The organism is Marinomonas gallaica, from assembly GCF_001639745.1.
Lineage (GTDB): Bacteria > Pseudomonadota > Gammaproteobacteria > Pseudomonadales > Marinomonadaceae > Marinomonas > Marinomonas gallaica.
In genome coordinates this window covers 116348-133229 of sequence record NZ_LTAX01000001.1, presented here as the reverse complement: position 1 = coordinate 133229, position 16882 = coordinate 116348, and the positions used below count along the sequence as shown (strand labels likewise).

Sequence of the window (16882 nt, the reverse complement as noted above, 5' to 3'; positions counted from 1 at the left end):
ATTATTTATAGGGTAATTGGGAATCTAGACGTATGGACAATAACTTTGTGACGCCTTACTACGCCGTCAGTATAACGACATCGCCATTGCGTGATGATGTCATGTTTCGCGTTATGACGGAGAAAGTCATCGAGCTTGCTGCGGATCAAGAAGGTTTTTTATACAGTGAATGGAGTGCCGAGGCGTGTTCTCAACTGATATTTTATTGGGCAACATTAGAGCAAGCGACCGCTTGGATGAATCATACGATGATGATCAGAACACTATCGATTGGCGTGCAGTTTTGGTTTGATCGTTATAGTGTAAAGCTGATGGAAGTGCAAAAGGAGAAAGTGGTTGTGAACGGTAAGAGTTGGCAGGACAATGGTCGTTTTCCTGTCATCAAAACGGCGAGAGGCGTGTTGAAGCTTCTTGATGAAAGTGAGGCCCCTTTACTGAAAACCTATGTAAATGAGCAGCGCGAGCATTTAGTCAGTTGGGAGCCTCAGCGTGGGGAAGATTATTATTCCGACGAAACCTGCCGTCTTCGAGTAAAAGAGATGCGTCGAGATTTTATCGAAGATAAGGGTTGTGTGTTGTGTTTACTTAATCCTGAGCAAGACCGTATGTTGGCCTACAGTAATTATTCGCAGTTTGTTCGAGGAATATCGCAGTCTTGTTTTTTGGGTTACAGCTTAGCAGAAGATTTACAGGGCAAAGGCTACATGAATGAATGCCTCGAAGCGGGTATTCGGTACCTTTCTAAAGAGTTAAATATCGACCGAATACAAGCGTGTTATATGCCACGGAATCATAAAAGCGCTGCCGTGTTGGAGCGTTTAAAATTTGAAAAAGAAGGCATTGCAAAGCATTATTTAAAGATTAATGGGCAATGGGAAGACCATGTGCTGACCGCTCTAACACTACGTTAAAATCAACGAGATCCCTTTAATTTTAAGATACGGCTGTGTTTAGGGTAGGGCGTGGTAACGCTTAAGAATGTAATGGGTTTATTCGCTTGATTGACTAAGCTGCGCGAGCGCCCTTGCTCAATGACGATTCCTGACTCGGTAATGGTTTCTTGGCGGTCATCATCGTAGATAATACTGAGTGAGTCATCGTGGTTGAGTGGCAGGATAAACTGCTCAGAATCTTTTAAATAATAAGCGGGCTCGACGTGGTTAGCGGGTAGCATAACCCATTCAACTTTACCCAGAGTTTTGTTTTCGACTGTCCAATGCGTAATGCCGCTGCCGAGTTCATGCTTATGTTCCGTACCGCTGGCAAAGCGTTCGAATTTTTCTTTGTGACGTGACGTTTGATTGGTAAAGACAATGATAAATAACCGAGCGATCGGGGATACAGCCACACAACGCATGCTTTGATTATGGGTGAGCCAAGCCGCTTGATTGGCTTTTAAAGTGGTTTCCTCGATTGGAGACTCTAAAAAGACTTGGCCATCCGTAACGGTTAATAAACTATCAAATGGAAAGGCAAAATTGTGATTGGCATGCTCATTCATAGCAAGTTGGATTTCATAGACACGCATCCTATCCGAGTGATGTATGATGGTCTGCCAGCTGTCTTGTCCAAAAGTTGCTTTCATAATGATCCGCTCACAATAGGTTCCGTTGCTATTGAGTGTACATGCTAAAGAAAAAATCGACCAATAACTAATTCATTAAGGACAACGGTTGCAGCGACAATAGTGCCTGATTATAGTAGGTGAAATTATTTAAGTTATCGAAATCTTTAGGCTTTTTGCTTAACGAATCGTTTAAGAAAGGAATACGCTTTTGAGTGACACGACTGACTTTGAAGCCAATGAGACGCTTTCTCTCAAAGACTATACTGAGAAAGCGTATCTGAATTACTCCATGTACGTGATACTAGATCGCGCCCTGCCTCATATTGGTGATGGTCTTAAACCTGTGCAGCGACGTATTGTCTATGCCATGAGTGAACTGGGTTTAAAGGCAACGGCGAAGTACAAAAAATCGGCTCGTACGGTTGGTGATGTATTAGGTAAATTTCATCCGCACGGTGACAGTGCGTGTTATGAAGCCATGGTGTTAATGGCGCAGCCTTTTTCTTATCGCTATCCGTTGGTAGATGGCCAAGGAAACTGGGGCGCACCGGATGATCCTAAATCGTTTGCTGCCATGCGTTACACCGAGTCACGCCTGTCAAAATACGCGGATTTGTTGTTAAGGGAAGTAAACCAAGGGACGGTCGATTGGATGCCGAACTTTGATGGCACGCTTAATGAGCCTGCGGTTCTGCCTGCTCGATTACCCAATTTGCTACTTAACGGTACCACCGGTATTGCGGTGGGTATGGCAACGGATATTTTGCCGCATAACCTGCGTGAAGTGGGCCAAGCCTGTATTCATATGTTAAAGAATCCGAAATCAAAATTGGATGATTTGCTTGAATTTGTACAAGGGCCTGATTTCCCGACCGGAGGGGAAATTATTACCCCGCGTGATGACATACGTAAACTTTATGAAACGGGTAAAGGCCAAATTAAAGCCCGTGCTCGGTACACTGTTGAAGAAGGCGAAATCGTTGTAAACGAGTTACCGCATCAAGTATCGGGTAGTAAAGTACTGGAGCAAATGGCGGCACAAATGCAAGCCAAAAAACTACCAATGGTGGTGGATCTGCGCGATGAATCGGACCATGAGAATCCTACGCGGTTAGTCATCGTACCGAAGTCTAATCGAGTTGATGTCGAAAGTGTCATGACGCATTTATTTGCGACGACGGATTTAGAAAAATCCTATCGTGTGAACATGAACGTGATTGGCTTAGACGGCTTGCCTCAGGTTAAACCGCTGGCAACATTTATATCCGAGTGGTTGCGTTTTCGTATTGGGGTCGTGCGCAGGCGACTTGAGTTCCGTTTAGATAAAGTGCTTAAGCGCTTACATATTTTAGAGGGCTTACTGACCGCCTTTTTGAATATCGATGAAGTGATCGAGATCATCCGCAGCGAAGACAAACCAAAACCTGTTCTTATGGAACGTTTCAGCTTAACAGATACGCAAGCTGAAGCTATTTTGGAGCTGAAATTACGTCATCTTGCCAAGCTTGAAGAAATGCGAATTCGTGGTGAGCAAGATGAACTAGAGAAAGAGCGTAAGCAGCTTGAAGGGTATTTGGCTTCCGACGCTAAGTTGAAAAAACTGATCATTGGTGAAATTGAAGAAGCTATTAACGATTTCGGAGATGACCGTCGTACACCTATTGTAGAGCGTAAAGAAGCACAAGCATTCAGTGAAGAAGATTTGTTGTCAAACGATCCAATTACCGTTGTCATGTCTAAACAAGGTTGGATTCGTGCTGCGAAGGGCCATGACATTGATGAACGTGGATTAAGCTATAAATCTGGCGATGAGTTTTTGCTCTCCACAAAAGGTCGCTCTAACCAAACGTTAGTATTGTTTGCATCCAATGGGCGGACGTACTCCATTAAAGCCCATACCTTGCCATCGGCAAGAGGCCAAGGTGAGCCGATAACGGGTCGCATCAGTTTGGAAAAAGACACGCACATCGTTGCAGCAACATTGGATAATGATGAAGCTTATTACTTAATTGCCTCTGATGCGGGTTATGGTTTCGTGTCTAAGTTGGGCGATTTACATGCGAAAAATAAAGCAGGTAAAGCAACCTTAAGTTTGCCTGCTAACGCGCAAGTATTACCTCCTGTTAAAGTTCTCGACCCTGAAACAGCTAGGGCTGTAGTTGTTTCAAACGAAGGCAGAATGTTGGCCTTTAGTGTGGCGTCATTGCCTCAAATGGCGAAGGGTAAAGGTAATAAAATGCTGAGTATTTCTTCGGCAAGAGCAAAAGAACGTGAGGAGTGGGTCTGTGCCATGAGTTCAATCCAACCAGATGACTTGCTGATGGTGCACAGTGGCAAACGTTTCATGTCCTTTGCGGAAAAAGAATTGGTAGACTACATTGGCGAGCGTGGACGTCGTGGGCTTAAATTACCAAGAGGGTTCCAGCGTGTCGATCTGCTGGAGATAAAAGTGGGTGAAGGCAAGCCGAGTGAGCTTTAAAAAGCTGACACTAAATTTATTTAGCGCTACGAGAAAGTAGTCTTTACAACAAAGAGGGAAACCCAATGAAAGGTAGCCAAAAAGTAATCGATAGTTTGAATATGTTGCTAGAAAACGAATTAGCCGCTATCGACCAATATTTTATTCACTCGCGTATGTACGATGATTGGGGGCTAAGTAAATTGTATGAGCGCCTCAACCATGAAATGGATGAAGAAAAAGACCATTCTGATTGGTTGATTAAGCGAATTCTTTTCTTGGAAGGTGTTCCATGCATGACTAAGCGTCGTGAGTTGTTGGTAGGTACGGATGTGCGATCAATGATGAAAAATGACCTGACGCTTGAGCTTGAAGTTGTAACGTGTGCGCGTAATGTGATCGCTATTTGTGAAGAAAAAGGTGATTACCAGACACGTGAAATGCTTGAAAAGCTGCTGTATGACACAGAAGAAGATCATGTGTACTGGCTTGAAAAGCAATTACGTTTGATGGATACCATCGGTGAACAAAACTACATTCAATCTCAGATGTAAGGAGTCAGCATGAAAGGTGATCGCGAAGTAATAACGAGCTTAAACAAGGTGCTGGCCAATGAGTTGGTTGGAATTAACCAATACTTTCTTCATGCTCGTATGTTCAAAGATCAAGGTTTTGATGTGCTTGATAAAGCAGACTACAAAACCTCGATCCAAAAAATGAAAAATGCGGATCGTTTGATAGAGCGTATTCTTTTCTTAGAAGGGTTACCTAATTTACAAGATTTAGGTCGTCTGCGTATTGGTGAAGATGCAGAAGAGATGATTGCCTCGAACATGGCATTTGAGTTAGCAACACTTCCTGATTTGCAATCCGGTGTAAAGGTGTGTGAAGAGAAGAAAGACTTTATGAGTCGCGAAGTGCTGGAGAAAATTCAGGATGAGCAGGAAGAGCAAATTGATTGGCTTGAAACTCAGCAAAACCTTATCAAAACGGCAGGTCTGCAAAACTACTTACAGTCGCAAATGGGTGAGTCTTCAATAGATCATTAATCTATTGAAGTATTAAGCCACTTTAACGAGGAGCTCGTCTGCCAGCTTTAGGAGCTCCTCGTTAAGGATCCCCTTCACATCTTTACAGCACTTACCGCATTGTTTTCCGAGGTTGTACTCACTGTAAAGATCGCGCATCGTCGTAGCGCCATTGGCAATCGAGTTCTTAATAGCTTTATCAGAGACTGCGTTACAAAGACATACATACATAAAATGAAAATCACTCTCAATTCGATTTATCTTCGATTCTATGTGGGATGATAACTATTATCAATAAAATAAAATTAATTTAGAGAGAGAATTTGATAGATTTTATTAAATTTTAGTTTTTTGGTATGTGCTGGATTTAACGGGCATAAAAAATGACGCCTAGGCGTCATTTTCTTTATTGATGTCCGTTAATATTTCGGCAAACGTCTCTGGTGGGTGAGCCCCTTGAACCAAGTACTTTTCATTGACGATATAAGTGGGTACAGATTCAATCTGTAGTCTATTCAAGCGCTCCATCTTCTCCTCAACTAATAACTCCGCTTCGCGAGACAACGCGTCTTCGATGTCTTCATCTTGCAGTCCGACTTCTTTCGCTATTCTGCTTAAAACCGCCCCATCGCCAATGTTTTCACCTTTGGTAAAATAGGCGTAAAACAAAGCGGTCATCATAGGCGTTGCCAAACTCATACGGCTAGCTTGGGCGACAAATTGTTGGGCAAGTTTAGTGTTTGGAATGAGATCATCGTCGGTAAAATTAAACTCTAATCCAGCTTCATAGCCTACATTTTGTAATGCGTGAGATACTTCGTTAAGTTTTTCCTGGCTGCCAAATTTTTGCCCTAGATACTGCGTACGTGATACACCAGCGCTTGGAATATCAGGATGTAGTTCAAATGGAAGCCAGTGAATATCAAAGCGAAAGTCATCGCCCAAGTGCTCAATAGCGGCTTTGAGGCGTGTGTAGCCTAGGTAACACCATGGGCATATTGGGTCAGCGACGATATCGATGGTTAAGTCGGCCATGTTTTCTCCGTTAATTTACACTATAGGCGATGCACTGACTGATTTGACAGTAGGGCAGGCCTGATTGTTCGTGCCAGTGGTTGAATGCTTGTTGTGCTGCTTTAAGAGCGCTTTGTGTATCACGTCCTGTGGTGATGATCCCATGATTTCTCAGGTAACCTTCAACGTCTTTACTTAGTAAAAAGGTATCTTTGCCCATAATACGAAGTGTATACGCGCCCGTGTTACCGCCTAAACGAGCACCTTGTTTTTTAAGGTACTGCCAAAGTTCGACAATGTTATTTTCTGGGAATTCGGCGATAAATTTTGCGAAAGAGCCGTGTTTGGCTTGTATTTCCGACATCATGATGGCGTTTTCGCGAATGGTCATGACTTTGCCAAAGTGACGAATGATTTTAGGGTCTTTGGCTTTCTCTTCCCACATTTCATCATGCATGAGTAACATCTTTTCAATGTCAAAGCCGAAAAATGCGTCTTCAAAGTTAGGCCATTTATTACTGACGACTTGCCAGTTCATGCCCGATTGAAACACTTTCTGCGTAAAAGCGGCTAACCAGCGATCGTCCCCTATTTTCATGAGTGCTTCAGTGGTTTTTGGGGTTGCGAGATTAGTCTGTAATAGCGCTTCGCTGTTAAATCTTGAAATGGCGCGATCGTAAATTAGATCGAAATGTTCGTAAGTCACACTCTGCTCCTTATTTCATTGGCAAATTGTATCATAGGTGATGCTATGCGGTTGATCCGTGGAATTTAATTCTTAAAGTAATAGGGGGGTATCGCGTATACTTTAGGGATAATTTATTGATAGGAAGTAACATGACTCACCTAAGTGTAAACCTAAATAAAATTGGGCTATTACGTAATTCTCGTGGCCGAGATTACCCAAGTATGTTGACCATGGCACAGCGAACCTTAGATCTAGGTGCATTCGGCATCACAATTCATCCGCGTCCAGACCAACGTCATGCCACTTATCGTGATGCTTATGATATTAAAGAGCTTCTAAAACAGTATCCTGGTCGTGAATTGAATATCGAGGGATTCCCGGACGAAAAATTCCTTGAAGTGGTGCTTGAAGTAGAGCCGGATCAATGTACTTTGGTGCCAGACGATCCAAATCAATTGACTTCAGATCATGGTTGGAATGTGGCCCGTGACCAAGATGCATTGCGTTCTGTAGTCGCTAAGTTAAGAGAAAAAAATATACGAGTTGTACTGTTTATGGATCCAATTCCAGAAAACATGGCGCTGGCTAAAGCGGTTGGTGCGGATCGTGTAGAGCTGTATACCGAATCGTATGCGAATGCTTATCATACCGATCGAATTGAACAGATTAATCAGCAATACCAAGCCGCTGCTCAAGCTGCGTTGGATTCAGGGCTTGGTGTTAATGCCGGCCATGATTTAGATTTGGAAAATGTAGCTTTGTTGTGTGCAGGCAAACGTATAACTGAAGTGTCTATTGGGCACGCATTAACGATAGAAGCCTTGGATAGTGGCTGGGATAATGTTGTTAAGAAATATTTAGAAATATTGTCTTAATGACAAGCCCTTCTAGTAAGCGAGTAACGTGCTTGCATTGTGGTTATCCATTAGGGCAGTGCGTTTGCCATTTAATCGTCAGCTTAGAAGGCGACATGACTGTTTGGGTGATACAAGATAAGCACGAGGCAAAGCACGCGAAGAATACGGCTCGTTTATTTGCTTTGTGCTATTTAAAGACTGTCATTGTAAGCTTTGAAGATGCCGAAGAAATGAGCAATCTTTTTCAAAGCGTTGATGCCGATAACAGCTTATTGCTTTATCCCAGTGGTTGTTCTGAGGGTCTAGAAACGATCGAACAAAGTGATAAAGCTAAGGTCAAACATTTAATCCTGCTGGATGGCACGTGGCCAAAAGCAAAAAGAATGATGTTGCTTGAGTCAATGTTATTGAGGTACAGGCAAGTGCATTTTTTAACGCCACCCGTTTCAAAATATGATATTCGTAAGTCGCCAAACAACTTGGCATTATCGACGTTCGAAGCCGCAGCTTATGGGTTGGAGTGTTTAGGAATGTTACAAATCTCTAAATTAAGACACTTTTTTAGTGCGGCGATCGCACTACAATGGTCACAGCAACCACAAGAGCATAAACAGCGCTCTTAAGTAGAGGTATTCGTGGATAAACAAACCGAGTTAGAAGTTCAAGCCGCTGCGTTTCGTCGTTTGGTAGAGCATTTAGATGAACGCAAAGATGTGCAGAATATTGACCTAATGAACTTAGCGGGTTTTTGTCGTAATTGTTTGAGCAAGTGGTATGCCGCCGCCGCTCAAGAGCGAGGTGTAGCAATGGATTACGAGCAAGCTCGCGAAGTGATCTATAAGGAGCCTTATGCTGATTGGAAAGAAAAGTATCAAGGTAAAGCATCAGCGGAGCAATTGGCTGACTTTGCAAAGAATGGCCCTAAAGATTAATTTGCATGACAATATCGCTTCTACGTAACAAACTAAAAAAGATCAATTGGCTTAATTGTGGGTTAATTGTTCTGTTTTTATTAAGTGCAGTAGAAGTATCGGTTCTGAGTGCTGATGTATCGCAAAAGTATGTCAACTTAGCAAAACGCATTGGCGCTCAGTATGGCCCACGTGCAGAGCTTAGAATTATGGCTTGGCGGCGAACGGTGGAAGAATCGCAGGGGCTGTCCGTCGGTCAAAAGTTACAAAATGTAAATAACTTCTTTAATATGTTGCAGTTTGTAAGTGATCAGCAACATTGGGGTCAAAATGACTATTGGGCGACGCCCATTGAGTTCCTCGCTACAGGTGGTGGAGACTGTGAAGACTTTACCATTGCCAAGTATTTCGCCTTACGTGAATTAGGTGTTCCAGATGAAAAGCTCAGGCTAGTGTACGTAAAAGCGCTAACGCTTAATCAACACCATATGGTGTTGGCGTACTATCACACTCCCACATCTGTACCTGTTCTGCTAGATAATTTAGATAAAACTATTAAACCTGCGGTGCAGCGAAAGGATTTATTACCGATATACTCTTTTAATGCTGAAAACTTATGGTTATCAAAGGAGAAAGGGCGCGGTCAACTGGTAGGCGGCTCTTCACGGCTGAGCTTATGGACAGATTTAAATAACCGATTAACGGATTTAGAAGGCTAGGAGACAACTTGTGACACTTTTTCGACAATTACTTATTACTATTGTTTTACTGCTGTCTCTGATGCTTGTGGTGGTCATGGCGATTAATTTCCAGACGACTAAAAGTTATTTGATAGATCAGTTACGCTCTACAACTCAGGATTCTGCAACGACTCTAAGTATGCAGGTTTCCGATTTTATGGCGCTTGAGGATTATACGTCTGTCGAAAGTTATGTGAATGCCGTGTTTGACAGTGGTTATTTCTCTGAAGTGAGAATACATGTCTACGCCACAGATGAAAATATTGTACGCAGTAATGCAATCAAGGTTTCGGGTGTTCCCACTTGGTTTACCGATGTTATTGATTTTGACGTACCTACAGCAAAAGCCGTGATTTCTAATGGATGGAACGAACTTGGCCAAGTTTACGTCACGGGGAGTGCTGGTTATGGGTACTATCAACTGTGGCTGGCGTCACGAGACTTGTTGTTATCTTTTCTTGCCATTGGGGCCGCTTGTGTATTACTGGGTGGTCTACTGCTTAGATGGCTATTTAAACCGCTTGTAGAAGTTGAAAAACAGGCGGAGGCGATCCAGCAGCGACGTTTCATCCAAATGAAGAATTTGCCAAAAACGCGAGAGCTTAAATCGGTTGTTGAATCAATGAATCGAATGGTGGCAAATCTAGAGCGTGAATTTGCGGCCGAAGCTCAAACGGCTCAGTGGCTCCAGGCAAAAGCCTTTAAGGATCCTGTTAGTGGTTTGGGTAACCGAAACTACTTTGAAAGTCAGGTTTCTGCCCACTTTGCTGATGCAGACAGGACTTACGATGGTTTGGCTTTAGTGAGCTTACTGGATTTATCCAAAATTAATAATGAAATGGGATATGAGGCGGCGGATAATTTCATCCGTACTGCCGCAGGAGTGCTTGAAAAGCATCTCTTGAGCTTTCCTAATGCGACGCTTGCTCGTCTTAATGGTGCAGATTTCGTTGCCCTTATTCCGAACATTGAAACGGACCGACTGAAAGGGCTTGTCGGTGCCATCATGGCGGATTTGCATGAATTGGTGGGAGCGCGTATCAGCTACTCTGATGCCGTTGCAAACATTGGTGCTGTGGTTATTGATGCCTCAGTTGAGCGTTCTAATGCCATGGCACAAGCGGATGCCGCGTTGCGCTCAGCAAAACAAGCCGGTGCAAATCAGTTTAGTGTATTTGATTCAGATATGGGTCAACAGATGGCTATTGGTCGTATGGCATGGAAAGACATGCTGGAACACGCCATAGAGCATAAAAGCTTTGTGTTGCGCCGTCAGGCGGTTGCTTCAGCAAATGATCTTAACATTTTGTTACAACAAGAACTTTACGCCAGTTTAGAATTTGAAGGTAAGCATTACCATGCGGGCTATTTTATTGGTTTAGCGGAACAGTTCGATTTGGGTGAGCAAGTTGACCAAGTGATCATTCAACGAGTAATCGATGCTATTGCAAGGTCGACTGACGTTGGTCCTTATGTCGTTAATTTATCAGCATCTGGCTATGCAAAATTATCGTTTGTAAGTTGGCTGGATAATAAGCTTCAAGAGTTGCCTGATAGGCTAAAGCAAAAAATAGCATTTGAAGTGTCTGAACAAAGCGTCTTAGGTGCGGAAGATCATGCTTTTTTACTGGCACAAACGTTGAAAAGACATAAGGTAAAATTTGGTATAGATAATGTTGGCAAGCAGTTCTCAGCGTTTCAATACTTACAAAATTTGATGCCTGATTACGTTAAGGTCGACCCATCTTATACAAAAATGGCAATTGGCAAAGAATCAGAATCATTTTTCATGCACACGTTGTGTAAGATGTTTAACAGCTTGAATATCGACGTTATTGCAACGGGTGTTGAAACAGATAAGCAAGCTGAAATTTTAAAGCGCTTTGATATCAGTGGCCTGCAAGGTTATGGCATTGGTAGGCCAGTAGATTTTGATAACTAGCCATAGATCACATGGATGACGACTCCTAGATTAAGGCGTCGTCGTCAGGAATCTCACCAATCAGGGTGTCGTTATTACCTGAGTGAATACGGCGAACAAATTTTCGGCTTAATAATTTTTTCTGGGCCGCCATTGGTAGCTCTGTAAATTGAATGAGGCGTTTTTCGGTTAGCAAGTCTATTAAGTCTTCCAGTACCCGCATCATCTCTTGGTCTGAAGAGTTTAGGAGCTCTTGAGATGACTCCTGACTTATTTTAGCAGCAAGAATCTCAGCTACAAACGGATCATTAGGGGCCACCAACACTGAATATTCGCCGTCTTGATAAGGCGCGACATCTAAAATATCTCCTTGCGAGCTTAGTTTTGCATAGAGCATGTTGGTTTCCTTTTCGTTTTAATGGCACGGATGCCTTTTGAGTCATAGTATTATATTTTCTATTTGTTTAATCTAGTTCAGAATCCAAGTAAGTTAATCAGTCTGCTTTTAGAGTCTCACTTTATGTCATTATTTTTTAGAAAAAAACGCAGTTCAGAAAATGATCAAGAGTTATCGAGAGATGACCGGGTTAAAAATAATGTTCAAGCGTGGTTAGAGATAGAGTCGAAGAATGACTTGAACTCAACCTCTAAATCAGCTGATACCGTGGTTGTAGATGATACGCCAGAAACTAAAGTAGCACCTGAAACAAGTGTTGATGAATCTGAATTGGTTGAGCTAAATACTCCTGAAGCGCCTGAAGCGCCTGAAGCGCCTGAAGCGCCTGAAGCGCCTGAAGCGCCTGAAGCGCCTGAAGCGCCTGAAGCTCCTGCAGCGCCTGAAGCTCCTGAAGCTCCTGAAGAGCCTGAAGCCTTTTCTTCTGTTACACAAAATGTGCCTGATGAGTTAGTAGAAAAAGAGCTGTTTAATCTTGGTGCTCTAACAACCAAAAAAAGTAATACGGAAGCTGAGCAAAAAGCGGAACGCTTTTCATTGACACAAAATTTAGAGCGGCAGTTTGAAAAAACTGAGCGAACCAATGATGATAATGAAAATGGCGTTGACTTATCGAATGGCTCGAATGATGACCTGCCGGACACTCAACATGAAGACTCTATTACGCCCGCTAAAACTGGCGACACATTTGATTTGGCTGAGAAGCTAAGAGCATCTCAGCTCCACCATCCAGATCAAACTGAATCTACAAAAAATATTGAAGAAAATGAGCATCAGTCTAATCAAGAGCATCAGCCTTTTGCAGAACCGAACTTAGCTTTCGACCTGAAAGCCAAACTTAACTCTAACGACGCCTCAGAAAAAGAAACGTATCCTGCCAAAGAGTCGGTTTTACCTGAGATTGAGTTAAGCGATAAGTTACAGTGCTCTCAACAGGAAGGGGATGATGTAAGCTCTCGAGAACACCCTGTCGATACATTTGATTTAGCAGAAAAGCTAAGCGTATCTAAGCCCTACGATTTGGATCAAACTGAGTCATTAGAGCAGAATGCATTTCCTAATATTAAAGAAAGTGAAAGTCAGACAACTGAACTGCATCGGTCTTTTTCAGAATCAGATATAGCTATAGCTCCCGATTTAAAACCTAAACCGAAAACTATAGATACCTTAGCAGAAGATAGTCAGTCCGCCAAAGAACCGGTTTTGCCTGATACATCTTTAGATGATTCCACATCTGAGTCCGTTAAATCTGAAAAAACCTTACTTGATCTGTTGCAATTACGTTCAGATGCCCAACACTTTCAGCCAGAGCCAGAGCCAGAGCCAGAGCCAGAGCCAGAGCCAGAGCCAGAGCCAGAGCCAGAGCCAGAGCCAGAGCCAGAATCTAATTTTGTTGGTGGGGTTTCTGCGCCAGCTGGTAATGAAGCTTCAAAAGATAAAAAGTCATTGTTTGGTTTGCGCAACTTGTTTGCTAGAAAGAAGAAGCAAGGTAATCAGGATGTCTTTAATAAAAAAGAGGTAAGTGAAACTATCTCTGCTTATGAGAACGACGATGAGCTTAAAGTTAATCAACCAGCAGACTTTGAAGGTGATCCAAATAATAAGGGTCAAGATAATGCTGAAGTTTTGAAACAAGTGACTTCTGTTACGTCTTCATGGTCTGAAGTGGGCGACAAACTTGAGAATGTTGATCCGTTATTAGATTGTTTGGTCATTTTGTCGAAACATTACAATAATCCTTACACTGCTGACGGTATATCTGCAGGTCTGCCTGTTTCAAAAGAGGGAATGACGCCAGAGCTATTCGCGCGCGCCGCAAAGAAAGTGGGTTTTGTAGCAAGATTTGTAAAACGCCCACTCGATAAAATTTCTGGTGTATTGATGCCTGCCGTTTTGTTACTGCATGACAAAAAGGCATGTGTATTGCTTGGGGTAGATAAAGAGCGCGGAATTGCCAAGATATTACTGCCTGAGTCAGGTGAAGGAGAGGTTGATTTATCTATTGATGAGCTCTTAAATCTGTATACAGGCTACTGTTTTTTTGTACGTCCTCAGTTTAAATTTGATAAGCGTTCGCAATTAGAGGAAGGGGAATCTAAAAATAAGCACTGGTTTTGGGGGACCATTGTTTCTTCCTGGAGAATATATAGAGACGTTTTTATTGCATCGTTATTAATTAATATATTCGCTCTCGTTAGCCCACTATTCATTATGAATGTATACGACAGAGTGGTGCCTAATAATGCTTTTGATACTTTATGGGTGCTTGCGGCGGGTGTCACGGTCGTTTATGTATTTGACTTTCTTCTTAGAACGTTAAGATCGTATTTTATCGATATAGCAGGTAAAAAATCAGATATATTGCTTTCGTCTAATATTTTTTCCAAAGTTAATAATATTACCATGGCATCAAGGCCTAGATCTGTTGGGGCATTTGCTAAAAACCTACAAGACTTTGATAGTATTCGCGATTTTATTACGTCTGCTTCCATCACGACGTTGGTTGATATCCCATTTATGTTTCTTATCGTTGGGGTGATTTACTTAATTGGCGGCCCTTTAGGTTTTGTTCCCATTGTAACAATTCTGTTGGTTTTTTTATATTCTTTGATTATTCAGAAACCACTCCGACACTCTATTGAAGAAGGTCAAAAAACATCGGTTCAAAAAAATGCCGTGCTGATTGAGAGCTTGTCGAACGCTGAAAGTGTCAAAATCAATAATGCTCAAGGTACTCTCCAGCATCAATGGGAGCAGGCCGTAGGAAATATTGCCGATTGGGGGCTTAAGACGCGTCAGTTGGCTCAATCTTGTTCATCATTTGCTATGGTCGCTCAGCAAATGACGACCGTCGTTATGGTGATTGTTGGTGTGTATATGATTTCTGAGCGAGAGATGAGCATGGGAGCTCTCGTTGCTTGTGTCATGTTGACTGGCCGCGCTTTAGCACCTATGGCGCAATTTGCGGCTCTCGCTGCTCGCTACAATCATGCAAAAACAGCCTTTAAGGGATTGTCTGAAATTATGGACTCTCCTGTCGAGCAACCGGATGATGTTAAGTTTGTGCATCGTCCAAAGTTTGATGGCAGCTTTGAATTTGAAGACGTTTCATTTAGCTATCCTGATCAAGAGCAAAATGCGATTACAAATATTAATTTAAAAATCAAGGCGGGGGAAAAGGTCGGCATTATTGGTCGAATCGGATCTGGTAAGTCGACCGTTGGTAAATTAATGATGGGACTTTATGGGCCGAGTGACGGTGCTGTTAGAATTGACGGTATTGATTTAAGGCAGATTAATCCAGTAGATCTACGTAGAAACGTTGGTGCTGTTTCCCAGGATGTCACTTTATTTTACGGATCAATTAAAGAAAACATCTGCTTCGGGGTCCCGTATGTAGAGGATGAAGCGATTATCCGTGCATCAGATTTATCCGGAGTGTCTGAGTTTGCTAATAAAAAACCTTCAGGACTAGATAGTATTGTGGGTGAAAGAGGGCATCATTTGTCTGGTGGTCAAAGACAAAGCGTCGCTATTTCTAGGGCTCTGCTATTTGACCCAAACATCTTGGTGTTAGATGAGCCAACTGCGTCCATGGATAATACAACTGAAACACGTATGCGCAGAAGGTTGGATAAAATTATGGGGGATAAAACGCTGATTTTAATTACTCATAAATCTTCAATGTTGGATTTAGTCGATCGTCTTATTGTTATGGACAGCGGAAGAATTTTAGCCGATGGGCCAAAAGAACATGTATTTGAAGCGCTGCGTCAAGGCAAGCTAAAAGTGAGCTAAGTATGTTTAGTAAGAAGAGTGCTAAAGAAGTTGGGCAATCAGATCTAGATTTTCTCAGTGATCGCAATGCTGCCATTATGTTAAAAACGCCACAAGGGGGGCGTATTCTCCTCTGGGGAGTCTTTGCATTTTTTGTATGTGCATTGGTTTGGGCGAATTTTACAGCGTTAGAGGAAGTTACGGTAGGACAAGGGAAGGTCATACCTTCAAGTCAAGTTCAGGTTATTCAAAACCTTGAGGGCGGCATTCTAAAAGAAGTGAATATAAGAGTTGGTCAGGCGGTATCACAAGGACAGTTGCTGATGACAATTGAAAATACTGAGGCTTTGTCATCCCTAAGGGAAAGGCAAGTAGAAAGTGTTAATTTGACAGCTAGGGCAATTAGACTAAAAGCTGAGGCAAACGGGATAGCTCCCGTTTTTCCGGATGATATTCGAACGGACTATCCTGAGCTGATTAACCGTGAATTAGGGTTGTATCGAAACCGTCAGGAGTCCTTGCGCGCAAACTCCGCTATATTTGAGCAACAAGTTGCCCAGCGACAGCAAGAAATAGTTGAGCAAGAAGCCAAACTTCGTAACTTTAAAGATAGCTATGACTTAGCAAATGAGGAGTTACGTCTTACCCGTCCTGCTTTCGAGCAAGGAGCCGTCTCTCGCGTTGAATTGCTTCAGTTAGAGCGTCAAGTGAATCAGCTGCAAGGTGACCTACAGGCGACTAGGCTTGCTATTCCCCGTGCGCGTTCAGCGTTAGAAGAAGCACGCAAAAAACTGGATGAAAGCTCTGCTAAATTCAGATCGGAAGCTCAAGAGCAGCTGACGGAAACGCAGTCTCAGTTGGATCAATTAAGAGAGTCTAGTGTGACGCTAGAAGATAAGGTGGATCGAACGCTGGTACGTTCGCCTGTAAAAGGGCTTGTTAAGCAAATACAAATTAATACTGTGGGCGGGGTGATTAAACCGGGAATGAGCTTGATGGAAATTGTTCCGGTGGAAGACTCTCTTTTAATAGAAGCGAAAATACGACCTGAAGACATCGGATTCATAACGCCTCATCTTCCAGCTGTTGTAAAGCTTTCTGCTTACGATTTCTCAATCTATGGTGGGCTAGATGCTAAAGTAGAAAATATTTCAGCAGACACCATTGTTGATGAGGAGGGGAACAGTTTCTACATTGTTCGCGTTAGAACAGATAAAAGCTATCTGGGGCCAGAGAGTGCACCTCTAACTATTATTCCTGGCATGCAGTCATCGGTCGATATCATCACGGGTAAAAAAACAGTTCTGGATTATTTGCTAAAGCCTATATTTAAGGCTCAACAAAATGCAATGCGTGAACGATAGTTACAAAAATATTGAGCAAACTGGATCCTCATAACAAAAAGTAACAATGTCGTCACTACTGGGAAAATAGAATGAATTTCTATATTCGTTTGTTATTTATAAG

Annotated in this window: 16 protein-coding genes; 11 read left to right on the top strand and 5 right to left on the bottom strand. The window is 42.5% G+C overall.

Going from position 1 to position 16882, the window contains the following annotated elements:
* Positions 1-32: 32 nt before the first annotated feature.
* Positions 33-911: a GNAT family N-acetyltransferase gene (locus AYW76_RS00645; protein WP_082866039.1), complete on the top strand. Its 879-nt coding sequence runs from the start codon at positions 33-35 to the stop codon at positions 909-911.
* A gap of 2 nt (positions 912-913) precedes the next feature.
* On the opposite strand, the gene AYW76_RS00640 is transcribed toward AYW76_RS00645, so the two are convergent.
* Positions 914-1585 carry a hypothetical protein gene (locus AYW76_RS00640; protein ID WP_067214541.1) on the bottom strand — a complete coding sequence of 224 codons (672 nt, stop codon included), beginning with the start codon at positions 1583-1585 and terminating at the stop codon, positions 914-916.
* Positions 1586-1775: 190 nt separating this feature from the next.
* Here AYW76_RS00640 and parC point away from each other — a divergent pair, with 190 nt between their 5' ends.
* The 3 genes from parC to bfr (AYW76_RS00625) all read left to right on the top strand — a co-directional run bounded on the left by parC (position 1776) and on the right by bfr (AYW76_RS00625) (position 5074).
* On the top strand, positions 1776-4046 hold the full coding sequence (gene parC, locus AYW76_RS00635) for a DNA topoisomerase IV subunit A (protein ID WP_067214539.1): 2271 nt from the start codon (positions 1776-1778) through the stop codon (positions 4044-4046).
* Between the two features lie 65 nt (positions 4047-4111).
* Complete coding sequence (bfr, locus tag AYW76_RS00630) at positions 4112-4579, top strand: bacterioferritin (RefSeq protein WP_067214538.1); 468 nt, start codon at positions 4112-4114, stop codon at positions 4577-4579.
* A gap of 9 nt (positions 4580-4588) precedes the next feature.
* Positions 4589-5074, top strand: a complete 486-nt coding sequence (bfr, locus tag AYW76_RS00625; RefSeq protein ID WP_067214536.1) for a bacterioferritin — start codon at positions 4589-4591, stop codon at positions 5072-5074.
* A 12-nt stretch (positions 5075-5086) separates the two neighbouring features.
* On the opposite strand, the gene AYW76_RS00620 is transcribed toward bfr (AYW76_RS00625), so the two are convergent.
* From AYW76_RS00620 to AYW76_RS00610, 3 genes are all read right to left on the bottom strand, one after another.
* Entirely contained in the window at positions 5087-5284 is a 198-nt protein-coding gene (locus tag AYW76_RS00620) for a (2Fe-2S)-binding protein (RefSeq protein WP_067036230.1), read from the bottom strand.
* A 159-nt stretch (positions 5285-5443) separates the two neighbouring features.
* Positions 5444-6088, bottom strand: coding sequence for a DsbA family oxidoreductase (locus AYW76_RS00615; protein ID WP_067214535.1), 645 nt, complete (start codon positions 6086-6088; stop codon positions 5444-5446).
* Between the two features lie 10 nt (positions 6089-6098).
* Complete coding sequence (locus tag AYW76_RS00610; protein WP_067214534.1) at positions 6099-6773, bottom strand: DNA-3-methyladenine glycosylase I; 675 nt, start codon at positions 6771-6773, stop codon at positions 6099-6101.
* A gap of 131 nt (positions 6774-6904) precedes the next feature.
* On the opposite strand from AYW76_RS00610, the gene AYW76_RS00605 reads away from it, so the two are divergent.
* From AYW76_RS00605 to AYW76_RS00585, 5 genes are read left to right on the top strand one after another with little or no spacing between them, the layout of a single operon-like run.
* On the top strand, positions 6905-7630 hold the full coding sequence (locus AYW76_RS00605) for a pyridoxine 5'-phosphate synthase (RefSeq protein ID WP_067214532.1): 726 nt from the start codon (positions 6905-6907) through the stop codon (positions 7628-7630).
* Complete coding sequence (locus AYW76_RS00600; RefSeq protein ID WP_082866038.1) at positions 7630-8235, top strand: tRNA-uridine aminocarboxypropyltransferase; 606 nt, start codon at positions 7630-7632, stop codon at positions 8233-8235. Before AYW76_RS00605 ends, AYW76_RS00600 begins: the two co-directional genes overlap by 1 nt.
* Before the next feature lie 12 nt (positions 8236-8247).
* Positions 8248-8544, top strand: a complete 297-nt coding sequence (locus AYW76_RS00595; protein ID WP_067214530.1) for a DUF1244 domain-containing protein — start codon at positions 8248-8250, stop codon at positions 8542-8544.
* A gap of 5 nt (positions 8545-8549) precedes the next feature.
* On the top strand, positions 8550-9242 hold the full coding sequence (locus AYW76_RS00590; RefSeq protein WP_067214524.1) for a transglutaminase-like cysteine peptidase: 693 nt from the start codon (positions 8550-8552) through the stop codon (positions 9240-9242).
* A gap of 10 nt (positions 9243-9252) precedes the next feature.
* Entirely contained in the window at positions 9253-11205 is a 1953-nt protein-coding gene (locus AYW76_RS00585) for a bifunctional diguanylate cyclase/phosphodiesterase (protein WP_067214523.1), read from the top strand.
* A 25-nt stretch (positions 11206-11230) separates the two neighbouring features.
* Here AYW76_RS00585 and AYW76_RS00580 read toward each other — a convergent pair whose 3' ends face one another.
* On the bottom strand, positions 11231-11581 hold the full coding sequence (locus AYW76_RS00580; protein WP_067214521.1) for a hypothetical protein: 351 nt from the start codon (positions 11579-11581) through the stop codon (positions 11231-11233).
* 63 nt (positions 11582-11644) lie between these two features.
* Between AYW76_RS00580 and AYW76_RS19585 the strand changes: the two genes are divergently transcribed.
* Positions 11645-15436 carry a type I secretion system permease/ATPase gene (locus AYW76_RS19585; protein WP_331709426.1) on the top strand — a complete coding sequence of 1264 codons (3792 nt, stop codon included), beginning with the start codon at positions 11645-11647 and terminating at the stop codon, positions 15434-15436.
* A gap of 2 nt (positions 15437-15438) precedes the next feature.
* Positions 15439-16779, top strand: coding sequence for an HlyD family type I secretion periplasmic adaptor subunit (locus AYW76_RS00570; RefSeq protein WP_067214519.1), 1341 nt, complete (start codon positions 15439-15441; stop codon positions 16777-16779).
* The last annotated feature ends 103 nt before the right edge of the window (positions 16780-16882 follow it).